Raw genomic sequence first — 16917 nt, forward strand, 5'->3', positions numbered from 1 at the left:
CTCATGGGCGGCTCCTGGGTTCAGTGTGATGACCCCCTGAACCTTGGCACATGATGCCGTGGGGGCCGTCCACCCCAACACGGCCATCAAGGCCGCTCCGCTTCGGTGCTCGGAAACGCACGACGGGCGTGCCGCTTTGCGGCACTCTCGCTCACCAGCCCACATTTCCAGGCCGGCTCTGCGGGCGGTTCGGTCTGGGGCACGCTGGTGGCGATCCGACGCGCGTTTCCTGTGCTCCGATGCTCACGACCTGTAAGGTCGCTCCGCTTCGGTGTTCGGAAACGCACGACGGGCGTGGCGCTTTGCGGCACTCTCGCTCACCAGCCCGCATTTCCGGGCCGGCTCTGCGGTCGTTCGATAAGGTCGGATTTGATCATGCGGTATTTGCACTTAAGAAATTAAGTGCATTGATCTAGATCAAATAAATAATCAATATTATATTACTTTGTTCGTCTTGCATAATTTTACAACAATTAAGTAAGATTTTGAATGATTTCTTTGCGAGGGCTGCGTGCGTCCGTTGGATGTGCGGGCATCGATTGTGGAATGAATCGCGCCTCCCTCTTTTGAAGAGGAATCATTCCCGTTTGCCAGTGATGGGACGTGAACTGTTGAATGACAGGTTCAAGACGAAGGAACGCGAATTTCTTCTGCGCATGATCGACGATCTGCCGGTGGCGGTCATGACCGTGGAGCTGGAGACGATGCTGATCGACTATGCCAACAACACGTCCCGGGCGCTGATCCGCAGCCTCGAGCATCTTCTGCCGATCCGCGCCGATGCATTGATCGGCACCTCCATCGACGTCTTTCACCGCTGTCCGGCCTATCAGCGCCATATCCTGTCGGACCCGCGCAACCTGCCGCACAATGCCCGCATCAGGCTGGGGGACGAGGTGCTGGACCTCAAGGTCTCGGCCATTACCGACGCGGACGGCCGGTATCTCGCGCCCATGCTGACCTGGGCGCTGGTGACGAAGGAAATCGAGGCGGAAAAGCGCATCGGCTATCTGGCGCATCATGATGCGCTGACCGGGTTGCCCAACAGGCTGATATTCCGCAGGGCGCTGGAGGAACGGCTGGCGGTGCCCGATACGGCATTCGGGCTGCTCTATATCGATCTCGATGGTTTCAAGCAGGTCAATGACGCGCGTGGGCACCAGGTGGGCGACGCGCTGCTGCGGCAGGTTGCCGACCGGCTGAGGGCGCTGTGCGGCGACCCGGCGATGATGCTGACGCGGCTGGGGGGTGACGAGTTCGCCATCCTGCTGCCCCATGATCATCAGCAGCCGGCCGGATGGCATGCGGAGCGGGTGGTGGCGGCGCTGGGCCGGCCCTTTGACCTCGAACAGGGGCAGACGGTCCAGATCGGGGCGTCGGTCGGCATTGCGCTGGCGCCGGAGCATGGCGAGGCGCCCGAGAGCCTGCTGACGCGTGCCGACATGGCGCTGTACGCGGCCAAGGAGGATGGAAAAGGGGTCGCCCGGCTCTTCTCGCGCGATCTGGAGCTGCGCGTGCAGGAACGGACGCGCCTGGAGAAGAGCCTGCATGCCGCCCTGCAGGACCGGCAGGGCCTGTTCGTCTTCTATCAGCCGATCATCGACCTGTATTCGGGGCGCGTCATGACGCGCGAGGGGCTGGCCCGCTGGCATCATCCGCAGCGCGGCTGGGTCTCGCCCGCCGAGTTCGTGCCGGTGGCCGAGCAATGCGGGCTGATCGACCCGTTGGGGGAGTTCGTCCTGGACCGGGCCTGCCGGAATGCCGCGCAATGGGATGACGGGGCGCATGTTGCCGTCAATATCTCGGCGATCCAGCTGGGGAGGGGCACGCTGGTGCCGGCTGTCTCCGCAGCACTTGAGGTATCCGGCCTGCCGGCGCACCGGCTGGAGATCGAGGTGACGGAAACGGCGCTGCTGGGTGACGAGCAGAGCGGTATCCAGGACCTGCTGACCCTGCGCCAGATGGGAGTGCGTATCGCGCTGGACGATTTCGGCACCGGCTATTCGTCGCTGGCCCATCTGCGGGCCTTTCCGTTCGACAAGATCAAGATCGACGGTTCGTTCGTCCGCGATGCCCTGACGCGGCCGGAATGCGCCGCCGTGGTCCGGGCCATCGCCGATCTGGGCCAGCGCCTGGGGGTGCGGACCGTTGCGGAAGGGGTCGAGACCGAGGAGCAGCTTGCCCTTGTCCGCAGGGAAGGATGTGCCGAGGTGCAGGGCTATCTGCATGGCCGGCCCATGCCGGCGGCGGAGGATGCCGAGCTGGTGGCACGTCTGGATGAGGGGCTGGGCGCCCGCTGAGCCTGTCTGGACATGCGCGCTGGCGGTGCGTCCTGTGCGCGTTTCCTGCGCTTCGGTGCTTACGTCCATCAAGGCCGCTTCGCTCCGATGCTCGGAAATACACGACGCCGTGCCGCTTCGCGGCGGGCTCGTTCACCCGCCCGGATGTCCAGACAGGCTCTGAAGGGGCGTTGCGTGCGCCTCGGTGCGTGGAATAAAATGTAAACTTTTACCGTAACATTTCTGGACGGTGTTGAGAACCTCCATCCAGGCCGATGATATATATCGTATTTTTGCAATTGTGAATGATTCGCATTAGCGTTCTGAACGCGGCACATAACCGTGTTTGCGAGAACGAGAGAATGCCGAGTCCACTGATCCGTCGCCGTGTTCACCCTGCGCCGCTGATGGCGGGTTTTGCGCTGCTCTGTTCGGGGCTGCATGTCGGTTCGGCGGAAGGTGCCGCCGATGGCGAGGCGGCGGCGGGGCCGAAGCATCATCGCCATGCCGGCCGCAGGATGCATGCCCGTGCCCATCCTGCCGGGGAGGTGCCGGTGGAGGGGCATCGGGCGACCGAAAATGCCGGGGCGCGGCCCGATGGGGTTGTTCCGGCGCGACCGCTGAATGGCCAGTCGCTGGGGCGGGCGGGGCGAAGCGCTGCCGAGGAAGAGCGTGTGACGGTCGTCGGTAGCCGTATGAACATCCTGCATGAGGATATCGGCCTCAGCCGCATGCCGCAGGATGTGATGCACACGGCCCAGACCGTCAATGTGGTGCCCAAGCTGCTGATGGAACAGCAGAACGTGAAGTCACTGGACGAGGCACTGCGCAATGTGCCCGGCATCACCGCCTCGGTCGGCGAGGGCGAGGGCGGGATGAGCGGTGACCAGTTCCTGATCCGGGGCTTCCAGGCGCAGAACGATATCTATGAGGACGGGCTGCGCGATTTCGGCGTCTATAGCCGCGACAGTTTCGATTATGACCATGTGTCGGTCATCAAGGGCGCGTCCTCCGAAGTGTTCGGCAATGGCACGACGGGTGGGGCCATCAACATGGTGACCAAGATGCCGCATCTGGGGAACAGCTATGGCGGCCAGTTCTCGGGCGGGTCAGCCGATTATTATCGCGGCACGCTGGATGTGAACCAGCAGATCGGCGAATCCACCGCCGTGCGCATTGCCGCCATGGGCAATGAGAACGACGAGGTTGGCCGGAACAGCGTCTATTCGCATCGGTGGGGGATTGCGCCGTCCATTGCGTTCGGCCTGGGTACGGCGACGACGCTGACGATCGAATATTTCCATCAGACCGACAATCGCATTCCTGATTACGGCGTGCCGCTGCTGACGAAGCCGGGCACCTCCGTCTCGCGCCCGGCGACGTCGTTCGGGCTGAATCGGAACAATTGGTATGGCACGCAGTACGATCAGGACGCCACGAATGTCGATATGCTGTCGGCGCATCTCAAGCACGAGCTGAACAGCCATATCTCCTTCTATGACGATCTGCGCGGCGGGATGTATGAGCGGTACTATTCGGCGTCATGGGAGGGCTGCGATGCGACCTGCAACGCGGCGTATTTTACCGATCCGTCCACCGCGCTGGTGAACCGTCGCGGCCATCTGGGTGGCCCGGAGCCCTATCAGCAGAATGACTGGTCGGTGCAGAATGTCTTCTCGACGATCGCGACATTCAATACCGGCGCGCTGAGGCATCAGATCATCGCCGGATGGGACGTGTCGCACGTTTATGATCGGCGCACGAATTATGCCTATAATTATAACGGTCTGAGCGGAACACCGGCTGATACGACCAGCCTCGTCAATCCGACCAATTTCGTGCCGGGGCTGTTTCTGGGTGGGGTGGGACAGTATAGCGGTAATCTTGTGAACATCAGCGGCGTCGGACGGGCCCTGCACAAGACCGGCGATGCGACCGATGTCGGGGCCTTTTTCTCGGACCAGATCTGGTTCACGCCGAAATTCTCGGTGCGTGCGGGCTTCCGCTGGGATCATTGGGACAGCCATTATGCCGCGAATGAAGGGCCGGTCGGTGCTGGCGTGTCCTATGGTCAGAACCAGGATACGTACAATCCTACCGTCAACCTGATGTATACACCTGATGACAACACGATGCTTTATTTCAACTGGGCGCAGTCGACGACGCCGCTCGGGCTGTATGTGACCAACAGTTCCGAGCCGTTGAAGGCCTCGACCGAGGGGTTCAAGCCCGAGCGCAGCAGCCTTTACGAAGTCGGCGCGAAATATAACGCATTTCACGGCCGGATGGGCTTTACCGTGTCGGCGTTCAGGCTGGAGAAGGGCAATTCGCTGCTGACGGACCCGTCGACCGGCGACGTGACCTCGTCGAGCGACCGGCAGAGGAACCAGGGGTTCGAGCTGAGCGCGTCGGGTGAGATCCTGAAGAACTGGAACGTGATCGCGACCTATGCCTATTACGACGCGCGGACCATTGCATCGCTGACGGCGGCGGATGTCGGCAAGCGCATTCAATACGCGCCGAAGAATTCAGCAACCTTCTGGACCACCTATACCGCCATGGCGAACACGCCCTGGAACGTCACCTTCGGTGGCGGCCTGACCTGGCGCCAGGGTGTGTGGCTGGATGCCGCCAATACCGCGCGGGCGCCCTCGACCGTGGAATGGGATGCCATGATTTCGCACAGCTTCCTCAAGCACTGGAAGGTGCAGATGAACGGCTATAATCTGGCCAATCGCCTGAACTATTCCAATCTGTTTACCGATCGCGTGACGCCTTCGATGGGGCGGGCGTTTCTGTTCAATCTTTCGGCGACTTATTAGAGGATAGGGAAGGCCTTCTTTTTCTGAAGAAAAAGAAGCAAAAAGACTTTTATTCGTTCAGGAGCCTCGGAATGTGCAAGCACAAGGCTCCTGAACGGAATGGAAGTTTTTTGGTTCTTTTTTTCAAAAAAAGAACAGAAACGCGGACTCTCACGACGCATCCAGCGTCATCAGCGACGCATTCCCGCCGGCGGCGGTGGTGTTGGTGCTGACCAGCCGTTCTTCCAGCAGCCATTCGGGCAGCGGGCCCTGTGCCGTCAGGGTATGGACTGTCACCACCGGGCCGTGGCGGCCGGCCTTGTCGTCCAGGGCCCGCAGGGCTGCCGCCAGGCCGGGGGCGTCGGGTTCGGCCAGGATGGTGGCCGGCACCGGGTCCGCCAGTCCGATCAGGGAGGCGGCGTCGGGCACCGTGCGGATATACGTGCGCAGGGTGGGGGGCAGGCTGGCGGCCCAGGAGGCGGCGTCGCCGGCCAGCAGGACCACGCTGTTGCCGGTGGCCAGGGCCATGCCGGTGGCGCGGCGGGCGGCGGCTTCGGAGCTGGCGAGGCACAGCACGCTGCCGCGCGATTCGAGCGACCAGAGATTGGTCTCGCCCACCGGGCCGGGCATCGGCACGCGCAGCCCGTGCAGGGGGCGGCCGGTCACGCCGTCCGGATGGCCGGTGGCTGCCGAGAATTCCTGCCAGTCGCGCGCGGCCTGGGGCAGGGTGCCGGGCCGGCTGTCGGCCGGGTCGGATGGGGCCGGGGGCGTGAAGGCGGGGCAGGCGGCCAGCAGGCGGCGTAGGATCAGCGGGCCGCCGGCCTTGGGGCCGGTGCCCGACAGGCCGCGCCCGCCGAAGGGCTGGACGCCGACGACGGCGCCGATCGTGTTGCGGTTGACGTAGAGATTGCCCGCCGCGATGCGGCTGGTGACGTGGTCGACGGTGTCGGCGATGCGGGTGTGCAGGCCGAAGGTGAGGCCGTAGCCGGTGGCGTTGATCGCGTCGATCAGCCGGTCGAGATGGTCGCGCCGCCAGCGCAGGACGTGCAGGACCGGACCGAAGACTTCGCGCCCGATGGCGGCGATGTCGTCGATTTCGATCAGGGTCGGCGGCAGGAAATGGCCGCCCGGCACCGCATGCGGCGTGGCGGGGGACCAGACGCGGCAGCCGGCGGCGCGCATGCGGGCGATGTGCGCGCTGATTCCGGCGTGGGCTTCCTCCGTGATGACGGGGCCGATATCGGTGGCCAGCAGTGCCGGGTCGCCCACGCGCAGTTCCTGCATCGCGCCGCGCAGCATGGTCAGCATGGGTTCGGCGCAATCGTCCTGCACGCACAGGATGCGCAGGGCCGAGCAGCGCTGGCCCGCGCTGTCGAAGGCGGAGGCGATGACGTCGGTGACCACCTGTTCGGCCAGGGCCGAGGAATCGACGATCATCGCGTTCTGGCCACCAGTTTCCGCGATCAGCGGCACGGGCTGGCCGTTGGTGCCGGTGCGCCCGGCCAGTTGGCGGGCGATCAGGCGTGCGACCTCAGTGGAGCCGGTGAACATGATTGCGGCGATCCGCGGGTCCGCGACCAGCGCCGCGCCGACATCGCCGCCGCCGGGCAGCAATTGCAGCGCGCCGGCCGGGATGCCGGCCTGGTGCAGCAGGGCGACCGCGCGGGCGGCGACCAGCGGCGTTTCCTCGGCCGGTTTGGCCAGCACCACGTTGCCGGCGGCCAGCGCGGCCGAGACCTGGCCGAGGAAGATGGCCAGCGGGAAGTTCCAGGGGCTGATGCAGACGACCGGGCCCAGGGGCGTGTGGGTTTCGTTGTTGAATTCCCGCCGGATCGTGGTGGCGTAGTAGCGCAGGAAATCGACGGCCTCGCGGATTTCGCCCACCGCGTTGGGGTAGGATTTTCCGGCCTCGCGCACCACCAGGCCGATCAGTTCTGCGCGGTGGGCTTCCAGCAGGTCGGCGGCTGCCTCGAGGCAGGCGGCGCGCGTGGCGGGGGGACGGGCGGACCAGTCCGCCATGGCGGCCACGGCCAGTCCGACGGCGTGGGTCGCCTGGGTGGGGTCGGCGAAATGGGCCGTGCCCGGCATGTCGTCCGGGCGGGCCGGGTTGGGCACCTTGCGGACCGGGGTGGTGGGGGCGGCGCCGTCGGCCAGGATCGGGGCCGCTGCCCATTGGTGCGGGCCGGACGCCATGGCGTTGGCCAGTCCGGTCAAGGACGGTTCGTCGGCCAGGTCCAGCCCGGCGGAATTGCGGCGGTTGGTGCCGAACAGGGCGGAGGGCAGGGCGATGGCCGGATGCGGCGCGCCCACGGGCAGGCCGCTCTGCGCGGCTAGGTCGCGTGCCGTCTGCACCGGGTCGGCCACGAGCGTGTCCAGCGGGATGGCGCTGTCGCCGATCTGGTTGACGAAGGAGGAATTGGCCCCGTTTTCCAGCAGGCGGCGCACCAGGTAGGCCAGCAGCGTCTCGTGCGAGCCGACCGGGGCGTAGATGCGGCAGGGGCGGTCGAGATTCGCCGAGCCGACGACGTGATCGTACAGCCCTTCGCCCATGCCGTGCAGGCATTGGAATTCATATTTGCCGTGGCGGAAATGCATGCCGGCCAGGGCGTGGATGGTGGCGACCGTGCGGGCATTGTGGGTGGCGAATTGCGGGAACACCGCATCCGGCGCGCCCAGCAGCAGGCGGGCGCAGGCGACATAGCTGATGTCGGTGTGGCATTTGCGGGTGTAGACGGGGAAATCGGCCTGGCCGTCGAGCTGGGCCTTCTTGATCTCGCTGTCCCAATAGGCGCCCTTGACCAGCCGGACCATGATGCGGCGCCCGGTGTCGCGGGCCAGGGTGATGATCCAGTCCAGCACGGCGGGGGCGCGCTTGCCGTAGGCCTGCACCACGAAGCCGATACCGTTCCAGCCCGTGAGATCGGGGTGGCGGCACATGCCTTCCAGCAGGTCGAGCGACAGGTCCAGCCGTTCGCTTTCCTCGGCGTCGATATTCAGGCCGATATCGTAGCTGCGCGCCAGTCGGGCCAGGCGGACCAGCACCGGGAGCAGCTCGGCCATCACGCGGTCGCGCTGGGCGCGGGCATAGCGCGGGTGGATGGCCGAGAGTTTGATCGACAGGCCGTTGCGGTCGTAGATGTCGCGGCCGCCTTTGGCCTGGGCCGCGCGGCCGATGGCGTGGATCGCGGTTTCGTAGTCGCGGCAATAGCGGGCGGCGTCGGCCTCGGTCAGCGCGGCTTCGCCCAGCATGTCGAAGGAATAGCGGAAGCCGCGATCGTAGCGGGCCTGGCTGGTGCGCAGGGCGCTCTCGATCGTCTCGCCGCAGACGAACTGCTCGCCCATCATGCGCATCGCGACATCGACCGCGCGGCGGATCAGCGGTTCGCCGCCGCGTGCGACCAGGCGCGTCAGCGCGCCGGACAGCCCGTGCTGGCGCTCGGGTGTGACCAGGCGGCCGGTCACCACCAGCCCCCAGGCGGCGGCGTTGACGAACAGCGAGCGGCCCAGGCCGACATGCGCCATCCAGTCGCCGGTGCCGATCCGGTCGCGGATCAGCGCGTCGCGGGTGGCGGTGTCGGGGATGCGCAGCAGGGCCTCGGCCAGGCACATCAGGGCCACGCCTTCACGCGAGGACAGCGAGAATTCCTGCACCAGCGCCTCCACCCCACCGGGGCGGCGGCCGTCGCGCAGCGCGCGGGCCAGGCGGCGGGCGGTGGCGCCCGCCTGGGCCGCCAGTTCGGACGACAGGGTCGCGTCGTCGATCATGGCGGCGACGCACTCGGCCTCGGGCTGGCGCAGGCCGGCTGCGATGCGTGCGCGGGCCGCGTCGCGCGGCGGCAGGGCGTCTTGCAGCGCGGCGGTTGGCGGGAGGGGAGCGGACGGAGGGACGGGTTGGGATGTCATGGGGCGGCTTGCCGACGGAGGGGAAGATTGGGTGGATGTTCCCGTATCATATCGTATATGATACGCAAGATAATATATGATTCGCTGGGTCGCGAAACGGGGAGGACAGGTATGCTGCCGGAGAGTGTCTTCATGAATGCGCAGCAGGAAACGCGCGGTCTGGCGTCGGAGCGTGTGGGCAATGCGTTGCGCGAGGCGATCCTGGATGGGGTGCTGGCCGACGGACAGTCGCTGCCGCAGTCGGAACTGGCCAGCGGGTTTGGGGTCAGCACCATTCCGGTGCGCGAGGCGTTGAAGCAGCTTGAGGTCGAGGGGTTGGTGCTGTTTCAGCAGAATCGCGGTGCCACGGTGATCGGCCTGTCGGAAGAGGATATCATCGATTTTTCCGAGATCCGGGCGGCGCTGGAAGAGATGGCGGCGGTGCAGGCGGTGCGGCGCATGACCCGCACTGACCTGGCGCGGATCGAGGATGCGTATGAGGCCTTCGTGGCCGGCACCAGCGAGCAGCCGGAGGGGATGGTGCGATCAGGTGCGCTGAACTGGGCGTTTCATGGAGCGATCTATCAGGCGGCGGGGCGGCCCAGGCTGCTGGACATGATCGAGGGCGTGCATCGCCGCGTCGACCGCTATATCCGGGCGCATCTGGAAATCGCCGGCCGGAAGACGGTGACGGATGCCGAGCATCTGGCGCTGCTGGAAGCGTGCCGGCGTCGGGATGAGGCAGCGATCGGGCCGTTGACCCGCCAGCATATCCTGGATGCCGCCACCGTTTCGATCGACGTGCTGCGCCGCAACCGCGCGGGTGTCTGACGGCCCGCGCGGGATCGTTTCTGTCAGTATCCGACGTTGATGGCGATATTGCCGAACGCGCCCTTGTTGCCGAAGCCGTTCAGGGCCCGGCTGGGGGGCAGGCCGTGCAGGCGCCAGCCGACATTGAAGGTCATGCTGGCATAGCGCCCCACCCCGCTATGCAGGTCGAGGCCGATGCTGGACAGGTCGCTCTCGTTGATGGATTGCGCGATGGGGTGAACCTGCGACACGTGGCCGTAATCGTAGAACACGCCCACCTGCTGGGTGTCATAAAGCTGGGCATTCGGGGCGACGATGTGCGTCAGGCTGAAGGCCGGGGCGCGGACCTCGTTGGTGACGCTGGCCCCTTCGGTGCCGAGCGCGGTATCGGTGGCATAGCCGCGCGCCATGTAGAGGCCGCCGAGACCGAGCTGGTTGCTGTACATCAGATTGGCGCTGGCGACCTGGCCGGTGGCCTGCAGGATCCATGTTGCGCCGCCCGGCAGCCAGGTGGTGCGGGTCAGGGTCATGGTGTCGTAGACGTAGCGGTTGGAGGCGCCGGGCACGAGTGTACGGGCATTGCTTTTCCGGTCGGCGCCGGTCAGGCCGCCGGGGCTGAAAACGAGCTGGTTCTGGAACGTGGTCTGGCCGTACGGATCGCTCATCGTCGCGTTATAGACGACGGGGAACTGATTGACCTCGGCCTCGCTGGCGAAGATCTGGGCCCCGCCGAATTCGAGCGTGTTGTTGGTGGTCTTGAAATCATAGCCGACCTGGATGTTCTGGGTCAGGCGCGTATGGGGCCACACGGCAAGGGCCGGCAGGTCATGGATGTAGCGCAGGCTGGCCTGGCCGCTATGTCCGGCCTCGTTGAACGAGATGCCGTTGCTTCTATAATCCGGATGTTCCCAGGCGTAGGAGCCGAAGACCTGGAGCCGATCATGCCAGGGCAGTGGCGTGCTCCAACTGATGGCATGGCCGCTGTAGAGATCGCTGACGCTGTGGGTGAACTGGTAGGACAGGATCTGTCCCAGCCCCGCGACATTGCCCCATGTGCCGCCGACGGCCCATTCCGACCGGCCCATCATCGGCACGCCCGCATTGTCGTAGGAGGCATAGACATGCAGGGGCAGGCGGTCGCTGGTCTGCAGGGTGACATCCGTCGTGCCTTGCGCCGTGCCTGGGGAGAAGAGGCTGTCGACGGTCCGGAAGGGATTGTCGTTCAACCGGTCCTGGGCGACCTGCACGTCGGCGAGGTTGAGGGGCCTGCCGGGAACGAGCCCGCTGTTCTGGCGCAGCAGGGCGCTGGAGAACCAGCGGTTTCCTGTGACTTTGAGCGCCCCGAGCCGGTATTCGGTCACGACGATCTGTACTGTGCCGGAGCTGATATTCTGCGGTGGTACAATGACGTAGACGAACGGGTGGCCGTTTTTCTTGTAAAAGGCGTTCGTCTCCTGCGCGATGGCGTCCAGGTCCGATATCTTCAGGGGTTTTCCGAGGTAGGCGGCGAGTTTGCGCGTGAAATCCTCTCTCCCCAGCAAGGGCAGCCCTGTATGGACGATGCCGGTTGTGCCGGCGGGCGGGCCGGAGGGGTTCAGGGCCCTGATATCGGGCAGGAAGACCAGCCCTTTCAATACGGGAATGACGACCGTGCCCGACGGGGGTAACGGCGGGGCCTGGGTACCGGACGGTGCCGGAACGATTGACGTGGGCGCAAGGGGAAGCTGCTTGGGGGCCAGCCGGTTGTAAGCCTGGGCGTGGGCCAATGCGGGCGCCAGAAGGACTGAGACGGCAAGCGCGCAGCCGGAGAAAATGGACGGGCGCATCAGTTGGCGTCTCCGAACGTGTTGGAATAAGGCAGGGGGCGGATGATCAGCTGGCCGCCCGCAGGCGCCCCGGCCCCGAGCATGGCGTCGGGATTACCCGACAGGATTGTCAGTCGCCGCGGACTGGTAATGGTGTCGCTCGTATTTGCATCACCCGTGGTCGTATGGCCCGTATCCGATCCCGTGCCGGATGAGGTGGTCGAAGTCGAAACAGAAGTCGCAGTTGAAACTGAAATCGGCGTCGGGGTGGCGAGAGCCGATGGCATGGGCAGCGGGGAGCCGCTACCGGTCAGAACGACGACAGGCCAGAAGATTGGCTTGGAGTTCGCGACCGGATTCGAGATGGTCAGCGTCCCGTTCTGGTAGGCAATCATGTAGTTCGTCAGGCCGGTGCCGGTGGCGGCGGCGGCGGTGATGCCGTAGCTGCCGACGGTGCTGGCACCGGTGGCGGTGGTGGTGAGGGTGGCACCGGTTACCGTGTCACCGTTGACCAGCCCCGTCGCGCGGATCGCTGAGGTGCCGAGGGTGGGGGCCTGACCGTAGGTGCTGGTCTGGTTCAGCGCGGTGACGGTCAGGGCGGCCGGATCGATGGTCAGCGTGCCGGGTTGGTAGGTGACAGCATAGTTGGCCAGACCGCTGCCCTGCGCGGCCGAGGCGGTGATGCCATAGTGGCCGACGGTGCTGGCACCGGTGGCGGTGCTGGTGAGGGTGACACCGGTTACCGTGTCACCGTTGACCAGCCCCGTCGCGCGGATCGCTGAGGTGCCGAGGGCGGGGGCCTGACCGTAGGTGCTGGTCTGGTTCAGCGCGGTGACGGTGAGCGCGGCCGGATCGATGGTCAGCGTGCCGGGCTGGTAGGTGACAGCATAGTTGGCCAGACCGCTGCCCTGCGCGGCCGAGGCGGTGATGCCATAGCGGCCGACGGTGCTGGCACCGGTGGCGGTGGTGGTGAGGGTGACGCCGGAGACGGTGTCGCCGTTGACCAGGCCGCTGGCGGAGAATTGGCTGGTGCCGAGGCTGGGTGTCTGCCCGTAGATGCTGGACTGGTTCAGCGCGGTGACGGTGAGAGCCGCCTTTATCACCGTGTCGGTGCCCGTGTAGATCGTCTGATAGCCAGGGACGGAGCCGTGGATGACAAGCGGAGCGGAATTGCCGACGCTGGTGGCTGCGCTGAGGTTGGTGCCGCTCCAGCTCAGAGCCGTCGTGTCGATTTTTCCGGATACGTCCAGGCCGTTCTGATCCCTGACGGAGTTGAAGACAACCGTTGCCGTCCCCTGTCCGTATATCTGCGTTCCTGACGCTTGGATCACGATATATGGCAGCGCTTTCAGGATCGGATAGGGAGAGCCGGACACCCAATCGCCTGGAGTGCTGAAGCTGTATGGGCTGCCTGGCACCGTGGGCCCCTCGGATGCCCATTGCGCCGTTGTGAGTCCTATGGGAGTACCAGACCCGTAGTTGAAGCCCGCGCCCGTACTCGTGCCGGCGGCGGTCTGATCGAAATAGCCGTTGGTGAGGCTGCCTTGCTTCGCTCCGAGTAGACCGCCGACATAGGTGCCGGTGCCGGTGACGGAGCCTGCTGCGTAGGCGTTGGTGATCGCCGTGGCTCCAACCCCAGCGAGTCCGCCGACGTAGTTGCTGTTGCCGGCAGCGAAGACGGAGCCTGTCGCGTAAACGTTGGTCATCGTGCCGGCGTACGCGTTGACTCCGACCAGACCGCCGACTTGACTGCTGCCGCCGGTGGCGGTGACGGAGCCTGCTGCATAAGCGTTGGTGATGGGGCCGTGGGCGGTTCCGACGAGGCCGCCGACACTGTTGTTGCCGCCATTGGCGGTGACGGTCCCTGTCATATACGCGTTCGTGAGCGTGCCGGACACGATATATCCGACGAGCTCGCCGACAGAGCTGCCGTTGGCGTTCGCGGTGACGTTGCCCCCGGACAGGCCGATATTCTGGATCACACCGGGCGTGCTGCTGTTACCCAGCTGCGCGAACAGGCCGACCTGCGCGTCCGTTCCGTCGTTGATCGTCAGGTTGGCGATCGTGTTGCCGCGGCCATCGAAGGTGCCGGTGAAGCCAGATCCGGCAAGCGGTGTGAAATTGCTGATACCGCTGAGATCGAGGCTGTTGGCCAGGGCATAATTGGCGGCAGGATCGGCATTGACGGCCTGCAGCCCGGCGGGCGTGAAGATCAGCCAGACGGGCGTGGCGGCGGAGAATGTCGCGTCACTGCCGAAATAGACCTGCTGGTTCGTGCCAACCCCCAGCAGGTAGGGCGTGGTCTGGTTGTTCAGGTTGCCCCAGACGGATGAGCCGAACGTGCCGGGCAGCGCGCCGGCCAGTTGGACCGTCGTCAGGCCTGTGATGCCGGAAGACGATCCGGTACCCACGGCGGGTGTCGTGCTGGAAATGTTGGTATCGAAATAGGCGTTGGTGATCGTGGACGCGTTTTGTCCGGCAAACTGGCCGACATTGGTGCTGCCGGTGACGGTGCCCGTTGCATAGGCATTCGTGATCTGGCCACGCATCGTTGTCTGCAGGATGGTCAGCGTGGTGTTCGATCCCACGAGACCGCCGACGATGGTGCCGCTGGTGACGGCGCCGGAAGCGTAGGCATTCGTAATCGTGCCCACGTTATATCCGACGAGGCCACCGACGTAGCTGGTGGTGTTGCCGCTGCCGGCGGACACGCTGCCCGATGCGACGGAACTGGAGATCGTGGCTTCGTTTATGCCGACCAGGCCGCCGATATCTGTACCGTAGGTCCCGCTGCCGGTGACATTGGCTGCGGAGGATGAATTGGTAATCGTTCCGGCCGTGGACCCCGATTGTCGGGCATTCATTCCCACGAGGCCGCCGAGATCGCTGCCGCTGCCGCTGACGGTACCGGCCGTGTAGGCACCGCGGATCGTGCCGTAATTCACGCCGGCCAGGCCGCCGAGATAACCCGACCCGTTGCCGCCGGTAACATTGACGCCCACCACCCCGATATTTTCGACCACGCCGGAGGAACTGATCGTTCCGAACAGGCCGACGTAAGAGCCGGTACTGTCGTGAATGGTGAGGTTGGAGATGGTGTTGCCCAGCCCTTCGAACGTTCCGGACCAACTGGAGACCGGTGCGGAGGCGAGCGTGCCCAGGCTGGTGGCGTCCAGATTGCCGGCCAGCGCATAGTATCCGCCAGACTGGACGGATGTGAGATCCGAGGCGTTGCGCAGCAAGGTATAGGGTTGGCTGTTGATGTTCAGTGCGCCGCCGGTCGTGCCGGTAAAGGCGACATTGCCGCCCGAGAAGGTCAATCCTCCCGGATTGACGGTCGCGCCCTGGGTGTTGGTGAGGATGTTCAGCGTGCCGTTGCCCGCAACCGTGATCGCGGCGTTGATGGCGACGTTGCGCCACGCCGAGAGGGTCAGGCTGGCGGTGCTGTTCCAGTTGAGCGGTGCATTGACAAAGATGTCACCGTTTCCGGATGTGCTCGTGCCGCCGCCGTTGATGTTGGAGGCGGTAGTGGCGGAAGTCTGTTCCGTGACATCGGTGCCGCTGCCGAGCGCGGCGTTGATGGTGCTGGCGGCCGAGGCATCGATCGTGAGGTCGTCGGGGTCCAGCAGCCAGCTTCCGCCCACCCCGGCATTCACCGACGCCTTGCCCAGCGCCAGCGTGTGGGCCGAGGTCTCGATCATGCCGCCCTTGCCGCCGCCCTTGCCGGTGGCGGCCACCGTCGCCCCATCGGCGATGGTGGTGCGGCGTGCGAGGTTGACGCCACCCGGTGCGTCGGTGCCGACCAGGACCCGCCCGCCCTTTGCGCCGGGGCGGGCGGCCGAGGCCGACAGCGTGGCCTGGCCGCCGACCGTGACCGTGCCGCCATTGGCGCGGATCGTTCCCCCCGACCCATCTTCGTTGGTCGCCGTCGCCGTGGTGCCGTCGACAGTCACCGACCCGTTCGGCGCGGTCAGCCATACCTGGCCGTCGACAGTCTTCGTGCCCGTGGCCTGGACCAGGCCCTGCCGGTTGCCGGCCAGCGCGTAGACATTGCCCCCGGCCGAGGCCAGCGTGGCCGCCGCCGCCCTGATGCGGCCGGTATTCGTCACGTCGCCTTTGGCCTTGGCGTCGGCAACCACATAGATGCCGTCGGGGCCGTCGGCCTCGCTCAGCACCACCTTGTCGCCCGCCGCCAGCGCCACCGTGCCGCCTGTCGCCTCTATGGTGCCGCCGTTGGTGACGGATCGACCCACCAGCACCACGTTACCGCCGGTGCTGGTGATGTGCCCCTCGTTCTTCACCGTGCCCGACGACGTACCGGACAGGGTGACGGCGTTGCCTTTCATGAAGGCGCTGTCGGGCGTGTCGCGCGTCGAGGCGACGAAGCTGCCGCCGGCGACGACCGTGCCCTTCGGCCCGATGACCACGCCGTTGGGGTTGATCAGGAAGACCGATCCGGTGGCGCCCAGGTGGCCCTGAATGGTCGACATCTGGCTGCCGGTCACCCGGTTGAGCGTGGCGCCGCTGCCGTTGTTGAACTGGACCGTGCCGCCCGCCCCGATGGAGAAGCCCTGCCAGTTGATGACGCCGCGGGCCGAGGACTGGGTGATGGTGGTGGTGGCGCCCGCCGACGCGATCGTGCCGGAGCCGGCGACATAGGCGCCGCCTGTCGGCAGGGCCTGGGCGAAGGCCGAAACCGGCGTCAGGATGGAAAAGCCGATGAGCGCAAGCCGAAGCGAAGTCTGATGACGGCGCGCAAGGGTAAGCATGGCCGTCGGCCTGGAGATCATGCAAGGGGCGTGCATCGGGCTGTGGTCCAGTAGAAGAAAGATTCTGCGGATTGAAGGATAAATTACAGTATAATTTATCAATATTAAAATAAATATCGTTCGTTCAAGCCGAGTTCATGCTGTATGAACTTTATGGTTACCCTGTTGCGACACAAGTATTTTTCGCAATGGTGCGGGGAATGCCCATTGGTGGCTTCTGATGGCGGAATCTGCAATGATGGCTTTCATGAAATTCCTGCCTCGGAATGGGGACCGGCATGGAACATCACCCTGCTGGAGGAGGGATCGGCGCCGAAAACCGACCTCTCTGAAAGGTGGGTTCACCGTGAAGAGTGGCAGAAGGATGCGATATTTCGTCCTTCGATTTCTTGTCGGGTTGGTTCCCGGTGGAAGGTGGATTGGAAAAGATGAAAATTTTTTCCATTATATTCTAGTTGATTAGGCCCTGTTAGATCTTGATCCAATCTGCGGCGGCTGCGAGGTGAAGGATAGCGAGGAACGAGGTGGCGGTCTTTTCGTATCGGGTTGCGACGGCGCGCCATTCCTTCAG

General features: G+C 65.1%; 6 protein-coding genes and 1 pseudogene. 3 read left to right on the forward strand and 4 right to left on the reverse strand.

Annotation, left to right across the window (positions count from 1 at the left end):
• Positions 1 to 611: 611 nt before the first annotated feature.
• Together HLH29_RS18750 and HLH29_RS18755 are read left to right on the forward strand one after the other, a co-directional pair.
• Positions 612 to 2300 carry a putative bifunctional diguanylate cyclase/phosphodiesterase gene (locus HLH29_RS18750; RefSeq protein ID WP_246374474.1) on the forward strand — a complete coding sequence of 563 codons (1689 nt, stop codon included), beginning with the start codon at positions 612 to 614 and terminating at the stop codon, positions 2298 to 2300.
• A 341-nt stretch (positions 2301 to 2641) separates the two neighbouring features.
• Complete coding sequence (locus tag HLH29_RS18755) at positions 2642 to 5101, forward strand: TonB-dependent receptor (RefSeq protein ID WP_182968896.1); 2460 nt, start codon at positions 2642 to 2644, stop codon at positions 5099 to 5101.
• 150 nt (positions 5102 to 5251) lie between these two features.
• Here HLH29_RS18755 and putA read toward each other — a convergent pair whose 3' ends face one another.
• Positions 5252 to 8983 carry a bifunctional proline dehydrogenase/L-glutamate gamma-semialdehyde dehydrogenase PutA gene (gene putA, locus HLH29_RS18760; RefSeq protein ID WP_182968897.1) on the reverse strand — a complete coding sequence of 1244 codons (3732 nt, stop codon included), beginning with the start codon at positions 8981 to 8983 and terminating at the stop codon, positions 5252 to 5254.
• 111 nt (positions 8984 to 9094) lie between these two features.
• Here putA and HLH29_RS18765 point away from each other — a divergent pair, with 111 nt between their 5' ends.
• Complete coding sequence (locus tag HLH29_RS18765) at positions 9095 to 9793, forward strand: GntR family transcriptional regulator (protein WP_182968898.1); 699 nt, start codon at positions 9095 to 9097, stop codon at positions 9791 to 9793.
• Positions 9794 to 9816: 23 nt separating this feature from the next.
• Here the strand turns inward: HLH29_RS18765 and HLH29_RS18770 are convergent, their stop codons facing one another.
• The 3 genes and pseudogenes from HLH29_RS18770 to HLH29_RS18780 all read right to left on the reverse strand — a co-directional run.
• Positions 9817 to 11598 (reverse strand): ShlB/FhaC/HecB family hemolysin secretion/activation protein, encoded by a 1782-nt coding sequence (locus tag HLH29_RS18770; RefSeq protein WP_182968899.1) that lies wholly within the window; start codon positions 11596 to 11598, stop codon positions 9817 to 9819.
• Positions 11598 to 16346 (reverse strand): beta strand repeat-containing protein, encoded by a 4749-nt coding sequence (locus tag HLH29_RS19945; RefSeq protein WP_182968900.1) that lies wholly within the window; start codon positions 16344 to 16346, stop codon positions 11598 to 11600. Before HLH29_RS19945 ends, HLH29_RS18770 begins: the two co-directional genes overlap by 1 nt.
• 469 nt (positions 16347 to 16815) lie before the next feature.
• Positions 16816 to 16917: pseudogene (locus HLH29_RS18780) on the reverse strand (IS5-like element ISMex42 family transposase); the annotation flags it as partial.

This window comes from Gluconacetobacter tumulicola, assembly GCF_014174215.1.
Lineage (GTDB): Bacteria > Pseudomonadota > Alphaproteobacteria > Acetobacterales > Acetobacteraceae > Gluconacetobacter > Gluconacetobacter tumulicola.

Bases quoted from the DNA above. Each gene is read 5' to 3' on its own strand.
- HLH29_RS18755 (WP_182968896.1), top strand. From the start codon at position 2,642: ATGCCGAGTCCACTGATCCGTCGCCGTGTTCACCCTGCGCCGCTGATG.
- HLH29_RS18765 (WP_182968898.1), top strand. From the start codon at position 9,095: ATGCTGCCGGAGAGTGTCTTCATGAATGCGCAGCAGGAAACGCGCGGT.
- putA (WP_182968897.1), bottom strand. From the start codon at position 8,983: ATGACATCCCAACCCGTCCCTCCGTCCGCTCCCCTCCCGCCAACCGCC.
- HLH29_RS18770 (WP_182968899.1), bottom strand. From the start codon at position 11,598: ATGCGCCCGTCCATTTTCTCCGGCTGCGCGCTTGCCGTCTCAGTCCTT.
- HLH29_RS19945 (WP_182968900.1), bottom strand. From the start codon at position 16,346: ATGCTTACCCTTGCGCGCCGTCATCAGACTTCGCTTCGGCTTGCGCTC.